Here is a 19,506-nt window from a genome sequence, read left to right as displayed (position 1 = left end):
TATTCTTATGGCAAGAAAAGACGATATACTCAAAAGTTTTTTAACCCACGAGCTACTTGAAAACAAGTATGAGCTTAAACAAGAAGACCTACCAAAAACAGTAAGAGAAGCATTGGATTCTGATATTCCAATAGTTAAAGCATTAGCTTTAATTGTAGAAGGATTAGAAAAATCACCTACAGCAACTGATAATGAATTGAGAAACAGTGTTCTTCAATTTTTAAATACTGCAATATGATAATTAAAAAAATCCAAATAAGCAATTACCTTTGTTATTATGGTATAAACACTTTCCAATTTGAGGATGGTCTTAATATTATTTTAGGAGAGAACAATGAGGGCAAAACTAAGTTTTTTGAAGCTGTTGAGTGGTTGTTTAATGGTAAATCAGTTGATGTAGTAAATCTGATTTCAGCCAAAAAGCTAAATGAAATTAGTTCAGGAGATAGTTTTAGAGTAAGCGTATCGATGACTGTAGAACAATATGAGACCGAGTCTAAAATATCAAGAAGTTTTACGGTAACCCAAAAAACAACTAATGAAATTGACACTTCAAATGTTGTATTCGAAGGAGAAGAAACAGATAATACCACAGGAGAAAGAATTCCAAAGAATGCACAAAACTTACTTGACAGAATTTTTCCATATCAAATACGAAAGTATTCAATGTTTAAAGGAGAAACTGAATTAAACATATTTGATAATGATGAAGCACTTGCAAACTTAATAAACCTTTTTTCAGATGCTAGACATTATGAGAAATATACTGAAAAGGGTGCTTTTTTAAGAGAAAAAGCTGAAAAAGCAGTTGAGCAATCAACAAAGCAAAATCAACAAAACCAAAGAGCTTATAATTTATTAGAGAGTGAAATATCTCAACTACAGAGGGAGAAGGAAAGATTGAAAGTTCATCTTAATAGTACTGAAGAAGAAAAAGCTAAATTAGAAAAGAATATAAAAGAAGCTGAGAAATACGCTAATAATGCCAAAGAATTAGAAACAATAAACAAAAGAATTGAAAATATTGAAAATAAAATTTCATTGGCAAACAGAGTAATTGACTTTAATTTCACAACATCTCTTTTCGATGAGAGTTGGATTCTAGTAAACTTTGAGCCATTTCATAAAGAGTTTTCGGAGAAAATTGCAGCCCACAGTAAAAAGAGAAGAGAATTACAATCAGAATTTGACAAACAAAAAGGAATTAAAGAGGGCGAGAAAAAGGCAAAGGCTGAACTGCTTAATAATGCAATTCCACTTCCTATAGGTGTTCCATCAAAATCGCATATGGAGGAAATGTTGAATGATGAAATCTGCAAAGTTTGTAATCGTGAAGCAAAAAAAGGTTCTGAAGCTTATGAGTTCATGATGAAAAGACTTAAAGCATATCTTGAAAGTCAAGCTGTAGAAGATAAAGAGCCAGAAAAGGATGAACCACTGTTTAGTTTTGATTATACCAACAGACTTGAAAATTTAAGTATCAGCCACGAAGACAATCTAAAAAACTTAAGATTAATCCTTTCTGATGTTAAGGATAAATTTGAGTTAATAAGTGAAAGGGAAAAAGAAAAGCAAGAGCTTGAAGAACTTTTAGAAAAAGCAAAAGATGAAAGAAAAAAAATATTAGGCGACTCAAAAATTGCTGATGAATCAAAATTATTGAATGTTTTTAAGAATTACACACATTGGCAAGACGACTTAAAATCAATAAATGAAGATTATTACAATCTGAACACAAAATTTCAAGACATACAGAATAAGATTAAAGTAAAGCAAGCTGAAAAAGATAAAATTGATTTAAATTCTGCAAGTTCATTTTTGCTAAAAACTAGGGATATTCTTAGACATATCGAAGCAGTATTCATTGAAACTAAAGAAAAGAAATTTGACGAGTTTATTAATAGGCTTGAAAGTAAGTCAAATAAATATTTGAGTAAAATCAACATTGAAGCATTTACTGGTCAGATTAAGTTTTCTAAAAAGAGAATTGGTGGGGATAGAATGAAAATTGAGGTATCACTCTTTGAATCTAGAGGAAGACATTTTATTCCTGGTACAGCAGTAAGAACTTCAATGAATATTTCAATTCTTCTTGCAATTTCTGAACTTGCTAACGAAGTTAGGGATGAAACTTACCCAATGATCTTTGATGCACCTACATCTTCATTTGGTGAAACTAAAACAGGTGATTTTTTAAATCTGATTTATGAAACATCAAATCAAAAAATTATACTCCTTAAAGACTTTATCGGTGCAATTAAAAATACAGAGGGTTCCATTAAAGATTTATTTATAAAAGATGAGTTTAACTCTATAAAACGCAAAAAGGCTTTTTGGGTAAAACTAGAAAGACCTTTTGACAAAAATGAATTATCAACAATAAACACTGAAGTAAATCCATTATAATATGAAAAGCTTATTTGAAAAATGGAAAACTAAAGAACCTGAATTCGATATTGTATTTAGGGATTTATTATTTGATAAACTTACACACAAAGGTGGTGGTTCTGAACAATCTCGAGAAAACAGAGGAAAGCAATTTGCAAACAACTACGAATTATATATTTATGCATTTTTTCTAGGGCTTTACAATAATGAATTTCAACCTATAGAATCAGGGACTCAGAAAGTAAGTTTTCGTTACCAGATTTCATTGTGGGGAAGCAAAGGCAATAGATTTGAACGAAAGGATTTTACCAACTTACAAGAAAATATGTTTATTGCACTTGTAGCAAAAACAGATATTGACTTGGTAGCTCTTGAAAAAGGAGAGTTAAACGAAGATGATGTTGTAAAAATGTTAATCAAAACAATGGAGTCTTATACAAATGGTGGATTAATTCTGATTAAAGAGAAACTTGAGGAGAATCCAAACTACTTTTTACAACCAACTGCATTTTTGAATATGATTTTAAATAGTAAAATGGATTGAAGTCTATAAAGCATACTAATTAACTTGATAAGTATAATTTTCAAGCAATCTATCTAAGACATGTTCATACTATATTAGATTATGCTCTTTCTAATAAATCCCTTTATTTATTCTAAATATGAATGTTTTTAAAATATATTCATATGATGCCACCATTTTTCTCAAAAGTTCAAAAAACCCAACTTGACATTAATATATAAGTAGACAAATAAAATAAACTAGTTTATTAAACTTTTTATATAAAAAAAGTAAGCAAGAGAACAAAGTCTAAAGAAAGGGGCATTTTCTTGAACTATTTTTTAAGTTCTCACATGATTCTTTAAAAGCATTTTTCTTTTTATCTTGAATATAAAGGAAATATCTAAATGCTCAATTCAATCTAAGATATTCCTATCCATAAATACTATATAATTTATTGCTCCATAGCTTTTTATTGATTAATTTTGTGATATTTTATTTTTATCTATTAAAACTTTCAAATTCTTTGTTTATGCAAAGGTCTTACCAATTATTTTTTATTTATTGTCTTCTGATATTTTTCGCACACACCGCCAACGCCCAAATTTTTGGATGGGCAAAAGGTATGGGAGGAACAAGTCATGAACAAGGACGTAACATAGCTGTTGATGTTTCTAATAATGTGTATACCATAGGTTATTTTGAAGGTACAGTTGACTTTGACCCAGGAACAAGTACTTTCAGCCTTACAAGTGCAGGTAATAGAGATATTTTTATAAGTAAATTAGATGACAACGGCAATTTTATATGGGCTAAAAATATAGGAGGAGGAGATCATGATTATGGCTATGGTATTGCTGTAGATGCTTTAGGTAATGTATATATTACAGGTTCTTTTACAGGCACTGTTGATTTTGACCCCAATGCAGGTACTTTCAATCTCACAAGTGCAAGCACAAATTACCAAGATATTTTTGTGAGTAAATTAGATGCGTCAGGCAACTTGGTCTGGGCGAAAAAAATGGGAGGAACAAGTATAGATGTTGGCAATGATATTGTTTTAGATGCTACTGGAAATATTTATACCACAGGCTATTTTGGTGGAACAGCCGATTTTGACCCTAATACAGGCACTTTCAATCTCACAAGTTCAGGTGTTGACGATATTTTTGTAAGTAAATTAGATGTTAATGGTAACTTGATTTGGGCGAAAAGTATGGGAGGAACGTGGTATGATGATGGTAATAGCATAGCTTTAGATGCTTTAGGCAATGTTTATATCACAGGGAACTTTTTTGGCACTGTTGATTTTGACCCTAATGCAGGTACTTTCAATCTCACAAGTGCTGGTAACTTAGATATTTTTGTAACTAAATTAGATGCGTCAGGCAACTTGGTCTGGGCTAAAAGAATGGGAGGAGGAGAACCAAATGGTGATTATGGCAACAGTATCACAGTCGATGCCTCAGGCAATGTGTATACTACTGGAATCTTTAATGGCACAGCCGATTTTGACCCCAATGCAGGCACTTTCAATCTCACTAGTGCTGGTGGTGATGATATTTTTGTAAGTAAATTAGATATTAATGGAAATTTTGTGTGGGCGAAACGTATTGGAGGTGGAGCAACTGATTATAGCAATAACATTACATTAGATACCTTTGGCAATGTGTATACGACAGGGCAATTTTTTGGTACAGTTGATTTTGATCCTAATGCAGGCACTTTTAACCTCACTAGTGCTGGTATTCATGATATTTTTGTGAGTAAATTAGATACTAATGGTAATTTGACGTGGGTAAAAGCCATAGGGGGAGTAGTTAATGATGTTGGTCATGGCATTATTGTAGATGCCTTGGGTAATGTCTATACCACAGGTTATTTTACTGACACAGTTGATTTTGACCCGGAAGTAGGCACTTTTAACCTCACTAGTGCTGGTAATGTGGATATTTTTGTAAGTAAAATTAGTCCATGTGCTTCTATCATCATCAGCCCTGCTGTGGGAGTATTACCTTCAGGTGATGTAAATACAGCATACAGTCAAACTATTTCCCAAACAGGTTTAGCAGGCTCGCCTACATGGTCTATCAGTGCTGGAGCATTGCCCACTGGTTTGGCTATCAACCCTATCAGTGGGGTAATTTCAGGTATATCAACAGTGGCAGGCACATTTAATTTTACCATACAAGTAACAGATGGTACTTGTAGTCAAACACAGGCTTATAGTATATCTATAGGCTGTCCTACACTTACTTTCACCAACACCACAGCCACCAACGGAGAGGTAGGTTCTCCATTTAGCCTCAATACAAGTGTTACAGGTAACACAACAACAATTACCTATTCTATTACACCTGTTTTGCCTTCAGGTTTATTCTTAAATACCAGCACAGGTATCATTACAGGTACACCCACAACCACAACACCTTCTGCTACTTATACAGTTACAGCAAGACAAGGCTCTTGTAGTCAAACACAGACTTATACATTTGCAGTAAATGTGGCTCTTTTACAAGCCTTTGGATGGGCGAAAAGAATGGGAGGGGTAAGCAACGAAATTGGTAAGAGCATCGCAGTAGATGCCTCAGGTAATGTGTATACTACAGGTTATTTTGAAGGAACAGTTGACTTTGACCCAGGAACAAGTACTTTCAACCTTACGGGTACTGGGATTAAAGATATTTTTATAAGTAAATTAGATATAAATGGCAATTTTGTATGGGCTAAAAAAATAGAAGGAGTAGATAATGGTTATGGCTATGGTATTGCTGTTGATGCTTCTAATAATGTGTATATCACAGGTTCTTTTACAGGTACTGTTGATTTTGACCCCAATGCGGGCATCTTCAATCTCACAAGTGCTGGTACTTACGATATTTTCGTAAGTAAATTAGATGCTAGTGGCAACTTGATCTGGGCTAAAAGAATGGGAAGCTCAGGTTTTGATAACAGCAATAGTATTACAGTAGATACTTCAGGTAATGTTTATACCACAGGTTATTTTAGTGACACTGTTGATTTTGACCCCAATACAGGTACTTTTAATCTCACAAGTTCAGGTGTTTACGATATTTTCGTAAGTAAATTAGATGCTAGTGGTAACTTGATCTGGGCGAAAAGAATGGGAGGGACATGGTATGATCAGGGCTATGGTATTGCTTTAGATGTCTCAGGTAATGTTTATATCACAGGCGATTTTTTTGGTACAGTTGATTTTGACCCAAATTCAGGTATTTTTAATCTTATAAGTGCTGGTAACTTAGATATTTTTGTAACTAAATTAGATGTCAATGGTAACTTGGTCTGGGCTAAAAGAATGGGAGGAGAAGGAGGATCAAGTGAGGTTTATGGCAATATCATCACAGTAGATGCCTTGGGTAATGTGTATACTACTGGTTATTTTGAAGGCACAATTGATTTTGACCCTAATGCAGGTATTTTCAATCTTACAAGTGCAGGGACTAGAGATATTTTTGTGAGTAAATTGGATGCTAATGGGGGCTTTTTGTGGGCAAAAAGCATGGGAGGGACAAATGAAGAGACTAGTTATAGCATTACAGTAGATGTTTCAGGTAATGTGTATACCACAGGTTTTTTTGTTGGCACAGCAGATTTTGACCCAGGAGTGGGTACTTTTAACCTTATAAGTTCTGGTAACTTAGATATCTTTGTAAGCAAATTAGATGGTAATGGTAATTTTGTATGGGCAAAAAGTATGGAGGGAGGAAACCATGATAAAGGCAACAGTATTGCAGTAGATGCCTCAGGTAATGTTTATACCACAGGTTATTTTAGTGGCACAGTTGATTTTGACCCAGGAGTAGGCACTTTTAACCTCATAAGTGCTGGTAATGTGGATATTTTTGTTAGTAAAATTGTTCCATGTGCTGTTATCAATATCAATCCTACTGCTGGAGCATTGCCTTCAGGCATTGTGGGTACAGTATACAGCCAAACTATTTCCCAAACAGGTTTAGCAAGCTCGCCTACATGGTCTATTAGTGCTGGAGCATTGCCCACTGGTTTGGCTATCAATCCCATTAATGGTACTATAACAGGTACACCCACAACTATAGGTACATTTAACTTTACCATACAAGTAACAGATGGCAGTTGTAGACAAACAAAGACTTATACTATAGTGGTAAGTTGCCCCACACTTACTTTCACCAACACCACAACCAGCAATGGAGAGGTAGGTTCTCCATTTAGCCTCATTGCAAGTGTTACAGGAAATACATCAACGATTACTTATTCTGTTACACCAGCATTGCCTTCAGGTCTATTGTTAAATACCAGCACAGGTATCATTACAGGTACACCCACAACCACAACACCTTCTGCTACTTATACAGTTACAGCAAGACAAGGTGCTTGTAGTGTATCACAAAGTTATACTTTTGCAGTAAGTGTATCTGGTAGTTGTCCTACTATCACTTTTGCAAATACAACAGCCAATGCAGCTACAGTAGGTACTCCTTATACACTCAATGCAAGTGCTACAACTAGCTCTGGTATGCTTAACTATTCTGTAAACCCCACACTTCCAACAGGTTTGTCTTTGAATACTAGCACAGGTATCATTACAGGAACTCCCATTGCTGTAACAGATTTAGCAACTTACACAGTTACAGCGTCTCAGAGTGCTGGGGTATGTAGTGTTGTTCAAGGATACACTTTTGCAGTAGTTTGTCCTACTGCCTCCTTGAACCCCACAACTTTACCTAATGGAACTGTGGGAAGTGCCTATTCTCAAACTATCACCCAAACAGGCTTACCTGTTGGTACAATTACTTGGTCTGTGAGTGTGGGAACACTGCCCTTTGGTCTTTCTTTAAATAACTCTACAGGTGTGATTTCAGGAATTCCTACTGATATTGGTACCTTCAATTTCACTATTCAAGCAAACAGTAATGGTTGTTTGGCTTCAAGGGCTTACACAATTGTCATAAACTGTCCTAACATTACTTTTACTAATACCATAGCCAGTAATGCAGTTGTGGGAACATCTTATAGTTTAGATGCTTCTGTTACAGGAAATACTCAGGCTGTTATCTATTCTGTTACACCAGCATTGCCTTCAGGTTTATTCTTAAATACCAGCACGGGTATCATTACAGGTACACCCACTACTGCAACAGCCTCTGCCATTTATACAATTACAGCAAGACAAGGTGCTTGTAGTGTATCACAAAGTTATAATATAGTGGTAAGTTGCCCTACACTTACCTTCACCAACACTACAACCAGTAATGGAGTGGTAGGTTTCACATTTAACCTCAATGCAAGTGTTATAGGAAATTCTCAACTTATTACTTATTCTGTAAGTCCTTCTTTACCAGCGGGTATTAGTTTAAGTGGTATAGGAATCATCTCTGGCGTTTCTAATATAGAGGTACCTTTAACAACTTATACAGTTACAGCCACTCAGGGAAGTTGTACTAAATCACAAACCTATACTTTTGCTATTAATTGTCCTAATATTTCTATCACTCCTGTAAGTCTAACAAGTATCTTACTCTCTTTACCCTATACTCAAACTTTAGAAGAAGTGGGTTTATTGGGGACACCAATTTGGTCTATTGACTCAGGTAGTTTACCCATTGGCTTAAATTTAGACACATCAACAGGTGTTATTAGTGGTATACCTATTGCAGAAGGTATTTATGATTTCACTATTTTGGTAACAGATGGTATTTGTAGTAAAAGACATTCTTACACTTTAGAAATTGTAAGAGGTGTTGTTTCTTTTGAAGTATTTCCCAACCCAACAGAAAAATTATTAGTCATTAAATCTAGTCAAAAATCAAACTATCAATATCAAATCAATGATTTAAGTGGTAGAAAAGTAAGAGAAGGTAATTTTTATAATAGCAATCAAATGACTATAGATATTTCATCCTTAGAAAAAGGTATCTACATTGTAGAAATAATCACACCTGTTAGTAATAATATATTCAAAATAGTTAAAATTTAGCTTAAAAATGATATATATATCATTTTTAATGTACCTGTTTCACGACTCAGACTTAAGCATGGCAAATCGTAAAATTTAGAAAAATTTCTTTCCATACAGCCCTTTTAAAAGGGCTGTATTTTTTCTAGATGAAAAATGAGTCTAAAATTTGCCCACCTTAAAAAGATTAAAATAGTATATAAAAACGTGCTGTTTTCTGGAAAATATGCTTATTTAACTATCTATACTACTTCTTTATCAACGTATTGTTTTTTGCAGTTTTGGAACAAAAACCTCACGTATAACTATCATAGCTCACTCCATTATTCATTTATTCTTGATAAACCCACACAACTTGTTGATAACGTGAAGCTAATCAAATAGTCTTTATAAATATCTATTAATGATGTGTCTCTACATACTTTTTTTTCTAAATTTAAAAAAATACAATCATATAACTAATGTGTAAGGTCAGTTAATAGGTTATGGAAAAAATAGTCAAGCATAATATATCTTCTTTACAAAGACGTTTTAATTTAGATGGAAGTAAAAAAGATTTCTTTTTTGTTGAAAAAGACAATTACGAAACTTTGCCCAAAGAGCCTTATAGAACTGAAACTTATGGCATAGGTTTATACCGAAAATCTAAAATTAGTTTAAAAACAGGTCTTATTAACCATATGGTTGAAGGTCCTTCAATCATTACAATGGGGCCTTCAGTAATAAGGAGTTGGACACGAATTGATGATAACCCATATTCGAGTTTAATTTTTTTTACAGAACCTTTCTTTTTACAGAAAAATATAGATGTTTTTTACCTCAAATCATTTACTTTTTTTGAAGAAAACGATTGTCATATTCTAAAGTTGGATGAAACAGCATTAAACAAATTTGAAATTATTTTTGGACAAATAAGAAATACAATTAATGAGAGGAAAACTTACGAGGCAGAAATTGTAAGAAGCTATATAAACATACTTATTCATGAAATTTCAACAGCTCATACAAATAATAATTTAAATGAGGACATAAAAACTCCAGCTTCAGACATTCTTATCAATAAATTTAAAACCCTATTAGCAAAGGAATTTATTCGACATAGGTCAGTTGGATTTTATGCAGATAAACTAAATATTACACCAAAATACTTATCAGAAAAAGTTAAACAAGTAACAGGTAGTACAGCAGGTGCATGGATAGATGAAATGGTTTTATTAGAAGCTAAGGTACTATTGCAAAACAAAGAGCTTAGTATTTCGCAAATTTCAGACTATCTAAACTTCTCAGAACAGTCGGTGTTTAGCAAGTTCTTTAAAAAAAGTACAAATCAATCTCCCTTGACTTATAGAAAAGCCCTTTTGTAACATTTTCTTAATCTATGTAAAGCCATTTGAACAAAACTTACCGCCTTTCAGTCATATGTTTTTTGAATAATTAAACTCAATTTTGTGGAGTTAAAATTTGAAATATATGAAAATACATTTGTTGCAAACACAAAATCTTTCTAATGAAGCATTTCAATGGGTTCAGAACAAGTATTTAGCGGTTGATAGCAGAAATCACAATGAGTATGCAAAATATTTGAATGATGATTGTGTACTTCAATTTGGTAATAATCCGTTAGCAGTTGGTGAAGATGCCTTGCTGCAAGGTATTGACAATTTTTGGGCAAGCATACATGGTCTTAATCATAATTTCATTAATGTTCTTGGTACAGATAACCTGATTGTTTTAGAAGCTGTTATTGATTACACAAGAACTGATGATAAAGTAGTACAAACCCCATGCGTAACAATAATAGATCGAAATGAAAAGGGTTTGGCAACCAGTATTCGTATTTTTATTGACACTACACCAGTTTACGCTTAAGAAATAAATATGGAATTAATATATCATCCCGAAAAAACAAGAAGTTTTAAAGATATGGGTTGGATAAAACTTTATCAAAGTTTTAATCCTAACTACCCACCTACACCTAATAGAGTACATTTCGGGGCTCTTATCATTTTTGATAATGGTCACATAATGCCTGGTGGAAAGGGTTTTGGAATGCATCCTCATGATAATATGGAAATTGTAAGCGTAGTAGTACAAGGTACAATGGTGCATAGTGATACAGCAGGACATAATGGCGTTAATGTGGAAAATGCAGTTCAACTCATTAGTGCAGGCACTGGAGTTCAACACAGTGAATACAACCACTCTGATACGGTAGAAATAGATAACTTGCAAATATGGTTTTTGCCTAAAGTCAAAAATATAAAACCACAATACCAAACAATGGTTAGTGAGCCAGCTACAAGAGATAATAAACTACAATTACTGGTTTCGCCAAATGCTGAAAATGCCAGTTTAAAAATCAATCAGGATGTTTGGATGTATCGAGGAACTTTGAAAGCTGGAACTAGTATTGAATACACCAAAAAACTAAACAACAATGGTATCTATTTATACATCATAAATGGCAAAGCAAAAGCAGAAAATCAACTATTAAAATACCGAGATGGGCTGGGTATCATTGATAAAAATTCAACAGCAATTACTTTTGAGACTGATACAGATATTTTGATTATTGATGTACCAATGCAATTAAACTGAATTTTATGAACATTATAGAGCACAAAGCATCAGAGCGAGGACAAGCTGATTTTGGTTGGTTCAAAGCAAAGTATAGTTTCAGTTTCGGCCAATGGCACAATCCTAATAAAATGGGTTTTGGTGCATTAAGAGTTTTTAATGATAGCATCATTCAGCCTGGTAAAGGATTCCCCGAACACCCACATGACAATATGGAAGTCATCACTGTTCAATTACAAGGCAAGTTAAGCCATACAGATGTTTCAGGTACAAGAACCATTCAAGCTGGCGATGTACAGGTAATTACAGCAGGTAGTGGTGTTATACATAGTGATTTGAATATTGGAATTGAAGAAGCCAAACAATTTCAAATTTGGATTTATCCCAATCAGCAAGATGCTACACCGCAATCAAATATTGAGCATTTTGAAGAAATCGATAGAAAAAACAAATGGCAGGTATTGGCTTCGCCCTATGGTGATGCTTCAAGCAGTTTAAATTTATTGCAAAATGCTTGGATTAGTAGGGGGTTATTTAATAAAGGGAGTAATCAAAAATATTCCATTAAAAAACAAGGTAATGGTGTTTATCTTTTTATAATAAATGGATCAATAAAAGTGGCTGACAAAATAATTAATACAAGAGATGCAATAGGTATAACAGGTGTTAATGATTTTGAATTTAGTTTGTTAGAAGATTCAGATGTATTGCTAATAGAAGTGTCAATGTGAAAGTAAATTCAATTAAAATGGAAAACAATTACAAAGTTACAAACAATGAAACCAACCAACGTTTTGAAATAGCAATTGAAAATGAAATTGCTTATTTAGAATATCGGTGGTATAAAGGTGATTTAGCACTAATGCATACCCTAGTTCCAACAGAATTTAAAAGAAGAGGAATTGCTTCATCTTTGGTAAAATTTGCTTTGGAATATGCCAAAGAAAAACAACTTAAAATAATTGTGTATTGTCCATTTGTGGGTAAGTATTTAAAAAATCATACTGAATATTCTTTTTTAATTGATAGAGAATATACAGGGTAAGATATGAAAAACTAATAACAGCAAGTAATAGCAATATTGATAAAAAGCAAAAGGAAGCACTATTGTTAATTACAAAAAAATGCATAGTTTCAAACAATTTTAAATTAAATACAACTATATAATGGAAATAAAGCAAAACGATAATGGTAAAAAAGGAATGTTTTTTATCGAAGAAGATAACCAAACACTTGCAGAAATGACCTATGTTTGGGCTGGTACTAATAAAATAATTATAGATCATACTCAAGTAGATGAAATACTAAAAGGTAAGAATGCTGGAAAACAAATGCTTGCAAAAGCTGTTGAATTTGCAAGGCAAAATAATCTAAAAATTATGCCTCTTTGCCCATTTGCAAAGAGTGTCTTTGACAAAGTAAAAGAATTTAGTGATGTACTTTAAAATATAAAAAATGGATAAATATATATAAGAAAAAATACTGTTACTTTGAAAAGACTAAAATAGTCTAAAAAATATGTGGTTTATGAACTATTTAGGACTGCATAGTTGGGAAACAGGATAGCTCCAAACCATCTTGTTAATGAATTAAAAAATATTAATAAATAACACTTTGCCCAATAGTGTGGCTTATAAAATTAAAGCTGAGTACTCCTATCTAACTTTTGTGCTAATTGACATTGTAGTGTTTTGCACCTCACTCTAAACCATTGGAGTGAAAAGTCTTTGTTTATTCTATCCTGTTGGTATCTATTAACATTTGAAAAATAAAATCAAAATACTATATCCTGAAAGTGATTTTTATACTGATTTCAGCGTTAGGGATTTGACATGAAATGATGGATTGTGAAATATGGGCTAAAAATACTACTTCGCAAATATAGGAGCAGTTATTGTAAAAAGAAGCACTCCATTAAACCTTTAACAATAGAATTCGTCAAACCCAAAAAAGAAAATCAAGATGGATAAATTACATACGATTTTTTTAACAACACTTGTTTTTTTAACAAGTTGTAAGGACAAAGGCGAATTGATAAGTAACAATGATAATTATCAATGTAAAACATTTGCAATACAAAATGATTTTTCACGAAACCAATTATTGCAATCTTTTGACAGTGATATTCTTCAAGGTTTGGCTTCTATTGACGTTCCAAATAGTGAAGGAGCAATGGGTAGAAATAAAAATGGTTATTTTCACGTCAGATTTCAAGTAGGAATATTAGGACAATCTGATTATGCTGTTGCACAACAAAATAGTCAAGCATTAGAGTATGCTATCAAATCCATAGAATATTCCTTTGATCGACAGCTTCCTGATGGCAATTTTCAATTGGTTGTACCTTCTAATTTATCCAATCAAACGCCTAATCAGGCAGATTTAGCAAGTGGTGTTTCGTTTTTTCTTTCGTCAGTAGGTTTGGCACTCAATAATTTTGAGCAAAGTACTTGGTACAATTCTTTAACAATGGCAAATTATAAAAACAGAATTGAAACCCTACGCCCCAAAATAGTGCTTGCTGCAAATTGGTTACTTGCTCAGAAAAATATTCTTGAAATAGCAGACCAAAACGCACCAAACAGACTTTTTTTTAATGCTTTGGCTTTTTATAGTTTGGGAACTTGGCTAAAAGATGAAACCCTGAAATCTGTTGGAATTTCATTTGTCAAACTTGGGATTTCAAAGAAACAATCAAAAGGCTATTTTCTTGAAGGCAATGGTTGGGATAGTAGTTATCAAGGCGTGGCTCTAAATGTGGGTTTTAATTTGTATTCCATTTTATCAAATAATTTGAGTTTAAAAACTGAATTATGGGATTGTTTGAGTTGTGCATCAGATTGGCAAAAAAGTAGAATATTAGAAAGTGGTGAAATATCAACACAAGGAAATGTAAGAGTTTATTCGGGTGGAGAGAGTTTTTTAGGAGAAGAAAAGCAAGTTGATTGGATAAAAAGTATGATATCAATGTTTGCAATGGGCTATTATTCAAATCAAAATACCTATATCTCGACTGCAAACAAGATAAAAAGTTTCTACAATTAGGTAGGACACAATAACAACAAACTACTAACATTGTATTTATGAAAAAGGGGCAAAAGTGCTAAATTTAGGCAAGGTGTAATTTTTGAACTAGAAATTTTTACTTAAAAGTATTTTTTAATACTTGACAATTATTGATATAGTTTGAGTGTTCTTGACCTAGTTTCAGGGAGTATTACAGTTTTTGATAAAAAATATCTGAATAATACTACATTAATATTAAAAATCTATTCAAAAACAAATATTTCAAAGTAGATAGTAGTTTAATATCGACTTCCAATGGTTATTTTAGGTATAGATGCTTCGATAACATCAAAATCCTCTTGAGTGAGTTTCACATTGAATGCTCCTAAATTTTCTTCAAGTCGATGAATTTTTCTTGTACCAGGAATAGTTGTGATTTCATCGTTTTGACTCAATATCCAAGACAAGGCTAATTGTGCTTTGGTTATGCCCTTGCTTTTTGCTAATTGGTCTATCACTTCTACAAATTTGAGATTTTCCATCATTGCTTCCTCTGTAAACCGTGGATTGCTTAATCTAAAATCTCCAACTTCTAAATCTGCACGACTTTTAATTGCTCCAGTTAAAAAGCCTCTTCCCAAAGGACTGTATGATACAAAGGTAATTCCAAGTTCTTTACAAACATCAAAAAGTTCTTGTTCTGGCTCACGACTCCATAAAGAATATTCCGTTTGCAAAGCTGTGATAGGATGAATTTTATGAGCTCTTCTTATTGTTTCAGCATTCACTTCTGACAAACCTATATATTTCACTTTCCCTTGCTTGACTAAATTTGACATTGCATCAACTATTTCTTCAATCTCTACTTTGGTATCTTGACGATGCATATAGTATAAATCTATCACATCTGTTTCCAAATTTAAAAGACTCTGCTCACAAGCCTTCTTGATATATTCTGGTTTACCATTAAGTCCAAGAAATTCTCCATTTTGCCCTCTCATAATACCAAACTTGGTTGCCAAGATAACATCATTCCATCGACCTTTAAAGGCTTTTCCAATGAGTTTTTCATTCGCTCCACTACCATACATATCAGCAGTATCAAAAAAATTAACCCCTAAATCTAGGGCTTTATGCAAAGTATTGATAGATTCTGCTTCATCAAAAGAACCATAAAATTCTGACATACCCATACAGCCAAGACCTATTCGGTTTACGTCTAGTGTACTGTTTCCTAATATTGTTCTATTTTTCATATTCATTGTAATTTAGTTTGAGCTACAAAGGTCTATGATTTACCCAATAATCGCTTGTAAATAGCAATCTAATATTTGCAAAATTCAAATAATTGTAAAGGTATTATTTTTTACTAAACTTATTGAATGCTGACTTAAATTTGAGCAAATTAAACAAGCCTAATATAACAACGAACCACTAACTGTTGCACAACTCAAACTTAAATATGGTAAGTAGTAAAACTTAGAAAAATTTCTTTATCTACACAGCCCTTTTAAGAGGGCTATATTTTTTATATAAAATTAGTTCATAAAAACGTGTAATTTCTTACACTATTTTTGCAAAAATTGTAAGGTCATTAAAATTTGAAAACAACTTTGCAATACGCTCGTTTCATTGAAAAAAATATCAAAAAGATAAAAAGTCAATTAGATAATTTATAAAAACATATTGTGTGTATTGTCAGAGACCTTATTTCTTTTGATATAATTATTTTAAAAAAACATGTCTATTGCGTATATTTAGGAGTTAGTGGGCAACTCTAACCAACACCTCAAACAAAATTAACAGACAAAATAAAAAATGGAGGACTGCAACATATTTGAAATTTGGGAAGAATATAAATCTTCATTGTTTGGTTACATCAAAAAGCATGTAACAGATGAAGACGATGCAAAAGACATTTTACAGGACGTGTTACTCAAAAGTTATCAATACTGTTCAAATGGAAAAACTGTTATATATCTAAAATCTTGGTTATATAAAATTACGCAAAACACTATTATTGACTACCATAAAAAAGCCAACAAGAACATTTCTATTTCCTTTGACATAGTTGAAGCAAATAGTGAAAAGTCTATACTAGGCGAAGCATCTGATTATATAAAAGTATTGCTGAAACTTTTGCCAGATGATTACGCAAGACCGCTATATATGTCTGACATTGAAGGCATAGACCAAAAGACTATTGCAGAAAATTTAGAACTTACCTTGTCCAATACAAAATCACGAATTCAAAGAGCAAGGATAAAACTAAAAGAACGGTTTTTAGAATGTTGTGTAGTTAGTTTTGGCGAAACTGGCGAAATGGTTTCTTTTGATATTAAGCCACAATGCTCTGAACTACAAGCTGAAAAAAATAAATTGGAAAAATCTTTATAAATTTTTGCATCTTTTTTAAAATTCCAAGTCATAGGGGCTAACATTTTAAAAAGATATAAAGATGAATAAATCACAAGCATTAATTGTAGGTGGTACAACAGGAATGGGCAAAGCCACTGCACAACTTTTATTACAACAAGGAGTAGAAGTTGTCATTGTTGGCAGAGCTGACAAAAACCTTGAAGTTGTCCAAAAAGAGCTATCAACTTTTGGAAGTGTGAAAACAGTAGCCTTAAACTTATTTGATATAGATGCTGTAAAAGCATTTTCTGAAAAGTTAGCAACTGAGTATCCAAGCCTAAAATATTTGGTAAATTCGGCAGGATATTTTAGCCCAAAACCATTTTTGGAACACACAGAAGCCGACTATGATATTTACCACAATTTCAACAAGGCATTTTTCTTCATCAGCCAATCAGTTGCAAAAATAATGGTTTCAAATGGTGGTGGTTCTATTGTCAATATTGGTTCTATGTGGGCAAAACAAGCCATTAAAGCTACACCATCAAGTGCCTACTCAATGGCAAAGGCAGGTTTGCACAGTCTTACACAGCATTTGGCAATGGAGTTAGCAGACAGCAATATTCGTGTAAATGCAGTTTCGCCAGCAGTTGTTGTAACACCAATTTACGGTTCATTTATTGAAGAAAGCAAAATTGAAGAAACATTGCAAGGTTTTAACGCCTTCCATCCAATTGGTAGAGTTGGAAGACCAGAAGACATTGCTAAAACAATCAGTTTTTTATTGGGTGATGATAGTTCTTGGGTTACAGGTGCAATTTGGGATATTGATGGTGGCGTTATTGCAGGTAGAAATTAATGACTATTAAAAACTAAAAAAATGGCAATGATAAAAACGGAATATACAGGCAATTTAGGCACTTCAACGGTTTACCCTATGTCTGAAAATCCAATATTTACAAAAGCAAAAACAGTTGGACCTACCAACTTATTAATTGTTCGTTAAGTAGTTGTATTGAAATATACATTGACTTTGTGGCACAGAAAATTAAATTGGAAACGCCAAATGTAACCGCAGAAATCAATAAAACAATGAATGCACATGGTACAATAGTTGAAGCTTTTGCCACAGTTATAAACTTTGGAAAAGAATACTCAAATGAACAAAAAGCAATTATTGAAAATGCTACAAAGACTTGTCCAGTTGATAACAGTTTAGCAACTGATATAAAAAGGTCATATCAATTCAATTATTAAAATTAGTAATGCCATAAATAAAAAGAGTTCTGCATATATTTGTAGAACTCTTTTTGCATTAAAAGAGCAGCCAATAACACAGGTAACTGTTGCACAACTCAGACTTAAGCATGGCAAATAGTAAAATGGAAAAAAATGCTTTTCAATTCAGCCCTTTTAAAAGGGCTTATTTTTTTCTAGATGAAAAATGAGTCTAAAATTTATTTGCATTGAAAAGGCTAAAAACAGTCTAAAAAAGATGTATTTTTTAGACTGTTTTTATAATAATTGTAAGGTCATCAGGGATTTGAAAACAACTTTGCAATACACTCATATGAGTTAAAAAAGTATCAAAAAAATAAAAAGTCTATTAGATAATTTATAAAAGTGTGTTGCGTAGCGTGTATTGTTATAGAGTTTGTTTTTAGGGAAAATTATACTGAACAATACAATATACGCTATGCATATTCTGTATTATTTTTAATATAAAATACTAATAAACAATATTTTATATTGCAGTATACATTTTGATATAATTCTTTTTAAGAAATAGTTATATTGCGTATATTTAGGTGTTGGAGATTTGCTGAAATTCCAAAAACTTCTTCGCTCAGATTTTTGGAACTTCGCAAATCTATGCCTGTTAGCTGTTATTTTAAATGACCACTGTGGAAACATCAACTGACAAAAAAAACTTTGAAATATTTGTCCAATTTTGAAAAAGCCAATCGTCATGGGGTTGTAACAAATATTTTAAACAATTTAAAAAAGTAAAAAAATGAAAGAATTTATGATGATTTTCAGAAGCGAAATTAACGAATCGTTTGGCCCTTCTCAAGAACAAATGCAAGGCAACATTCAACATTGGATAGATTGGTTAGGTGGTATTGCTGCACAAGGAAAAATGGCAAGTGCAAACCGTTTGAGTTTTGAAGGAAAAACATTGAAGCCTAATAATGTAATTGCAGACGGACCTTATGCAGAAGTAAAAGAAATTATTGGAGGTTACGTAGTTGTAAAAGCAACTAACATTGATGAAGCCATGAAATTGGCAGAAGGTTGCCCAATCCTTAGCCATGGAGGAAACGTTGAAGTCAGAAGTATAGTAGCAGTTAACAGTTAATTTGAACGAGAAAGAATTAATTCCACAACTTTTTAAAACAGAGTACAGAAAAATAATTTCTGTACTCTGTAAGTTGTTTGGCATTGTTCATATTGAAATTGCAGAGGATATTACAAACGATACTTTTTTATTGGCTTCTGAAACTTGGGGATTAAATGGCATTCCCGAGAATCCAACGGCTTGGCTTTATACTGTTGCTAAAAACAGAACCAAGGACTACCTTAAACGACATAAAACATTTTCTGAAAAAATAGTTGTTGATTTTAAACTGAATCAAAACCAAAGTGAAGAATTTGATGTTGATTTATCTCTTAAAAATATAACTGACAGTCAATTGCAAATGATTTTCACAATTTG

General features: G+C 32.6%; 16 protein-coding genes and 2 pseudogenes. 17 read left to right on the top strand and 1 reads right to left on the bottom strand.

The annotated features are described in order from the left end of the window. Positions 1 to 7: 7 nt before the first annotated feature. The 12 genes and pseudogenes from AD998_20215 (at position 8) to AD998_20160 (ending at position 14,471) form a co-directional block, all read left to right on the top strand. Entirely contained in the window at positions 8 to 238 is a 231-nt protein-coding gene (locus AD998_20215; protein ID KOY84522.1) for a hypothetical protein, read from the top strand. Continuing rightward, a complete protein-coding gene (locus AD998_20210) occupies positions 235 to 2,406 on the top strand; it encodes a hypothetical protein (protein KOY84521.1) in 2,172 nt (723 codons plus the stop codon). Before AD998_20215 ends, AD998_20210 begins: the two co-directional genes overlap by 4 nt. A gap of 1 nt (position 2,407) precedes the next feature. Then, positions 2,408 to 2,932: a hypothetical protein gene (locus AD998_20205; protein KOY84520.1), complete on the top strand. Its 525-nt coding sequence runs from the start codon at positions 2,408 to 2,410 to the stop codon at positions 2,930 to 2,932. A 766-nt stretch (positions 2,933 to 3,698) separates the two neighbouring features. After that, positions 3,699 to 4,856, top strand: a pseudogene (locus tag AD998_20200) (hypothetical protein). Positions 4,857 to 5,417: 561 nt separating this feature from the next. Next, positions 5,418 to 6,551: pseudogene (locus tag AD998_20195) on the top strand (hypothetical protein). Positions 6,552 to 9,334: 2,783 nt separating this feature from the next. After that, a complete protein-coding gene (locus AD998_20190) occupies positions 9,335 to 10,213 on the top strand; it encodes a hypothetical protein (protein KOY84519.1) in 879 nt (292 codons plus the stop codon). 106 nt (positions 10,214 to 10,319) lie between these two features. Continuing rightward, positions 10,320 to 10,718, top strand: a complete 399-nt coding sequence (locus AD998_20185) for a hypothetical protein (GenBank protein KOY84518.1) — start codon at positions 10,320 to 10,322, stop codon at positions 10,716 to 10,718. Positions 10,719 to 10,727: 9 nt separating this feature from the next. After that, entirely contained in the window at positions 10,728 to 11,447 is a 720-nt protein-coding gene (locus AD998_20180; protein KOY84517.1) for a hypothetical protein, read from the top strand. A 5-nt stretch (positions 11,448 to 11,452) separates the two neighbouring features. Continuing rightward, on the top strand, positions 11,453 to 12,157 hold the full coding sequence (locus AD998_20175; protein ID KOY84516.1) for a hypothetical protein: 705 nt from the start codon (positions 11,453 to 11,455) through the stop codon (positions 12,155 to 12,157). A 17-nt stretch (positions 12,158 to 12,174) separates the two neighbouring features. After that, positions 12,175 to 12,471, top strand: coding sequence for a hypothetical protein (locus AD998_20170; GenBank protein ID KOY84515.1), 297 nt, complete (start codon positions 12,175 to 12,177; stop codon positions 12,469 to 12,471). A 121-nt stretch (positions 12,472 to 12,592) separates the two neighbouring features. Beyond that, on the top strand, positions 12,593 to 12,871 hold the full coding sequence (locus tag AD998_20165) for a hypothetical protein (GenBank protein KOY84514.1): 279 nt from the start codon (positions 12,593 to 12,595) through the stop codon (positions 12,869 to 12,871). Between the two features lie 517 nt (positions 12,872 to 13,388). Then, positions 13,389 to 14,471, top strand: a complete 1,083-nt coding sequence (locus AD998_20160) for a hypothetical protein (protein KOY84513.1) — start codon at positions 13,389 to 13,391, stop codon at positions 14,469 to 14,471. A gap of 260 nt (positions 14,472 to 14,731) precedes the next feature. On the opposite strand, the gene AD998_20155 is transcribed toward AD998_20160, so the two are convergent. After that, positions 14,732 to 15,688 carry an aldo/keto reductase gene (locus AD998_20155; GenBank protein KOY84588.1) on the bottom strand — a complete coding sequence of 319 codons (957 nt, stop codon included), beginning with the start codon at positions 15,686 to 15,688 and terminating at the stop codon, positions 14,732 to 14,734. A 562-nt stretch (positions 15,689 to 16,250) separates the two neighbouring features. On the opposite strand from AD998_20155, the gene AD998_20150 reads away from it, so the two are divergent. From AD998_20150 to AD998_20130, 5 genes are all read left to right on the top strand, one after another. Next, complete coding sequence (locus AD998_20150) at positions 16,251 to 16,829, top strand: hypothetical protein (GenBank protein KOY84512.1); 579 nt, start codon at positions 16,251 to 16,253, stop codon at positions 16,827 to 16,829. A gap of 61 nt (positions 16,830 to 16,890) precedes the next feature. Continuing rightward, the gene (locus AD998_20145) at positions 16,891 to 17,649 is read left to right on the top strand and encodes a sugar dehydrogenase (GenBank protein KOY84511.1); all 759 of its coding nucleotides are present in this window, start codon (positions 16,891 to 16,893) and stop codon (positions 17,647 to 17,649) included. A gap of 176 nt (positions 17,650 to 17,825) precedes the next feature. After that, positions 17,826 to 18,047 (top strand): hypothetical protein, encoded by a 222-nt coding sequence (locus tag AD998_20140; GenBank protein ID KOY84510.1) that lies wholly within the window; start codon positions 17,826 to 17,828, stop codon positions 18,045 to 18,047. A gap of 757 nt (positions 18,048 to 18,804) precedes the next feature. Further along, the gene (locus AD998_20135; GenBank protein KOY84509.1) at positions 18,805 to 19,149 is read left to right on the top strand and encodes a transcription initiation protein; all 345 of its coding nucleotides are present in this window, start codon (positions 18,805 to 18,807) and stop codon (positions 19,147 to 19,149) included. 1 nt (position 19,150) lies between these two features. Next, positions 19,151 to 19,506: RNA polymerase subunit sigma (locus AD998_20130; GenBank protein KOY84508.1), on the top strand; the 356-nt coding region annotated here is incomplete at its 3' end.

Source organism: bacterium 336/3, assembly GCA_001281695.1.
Lineage (GTDB): Bacteria > Bacteroidota > Bacteroidia > Cytophagales > Thermonemataceae > Raineya.
Note: the sequence above shows the minus strand (reverse complement) of the source record. Positions and strands in the feature narration are given on the sequence as shown.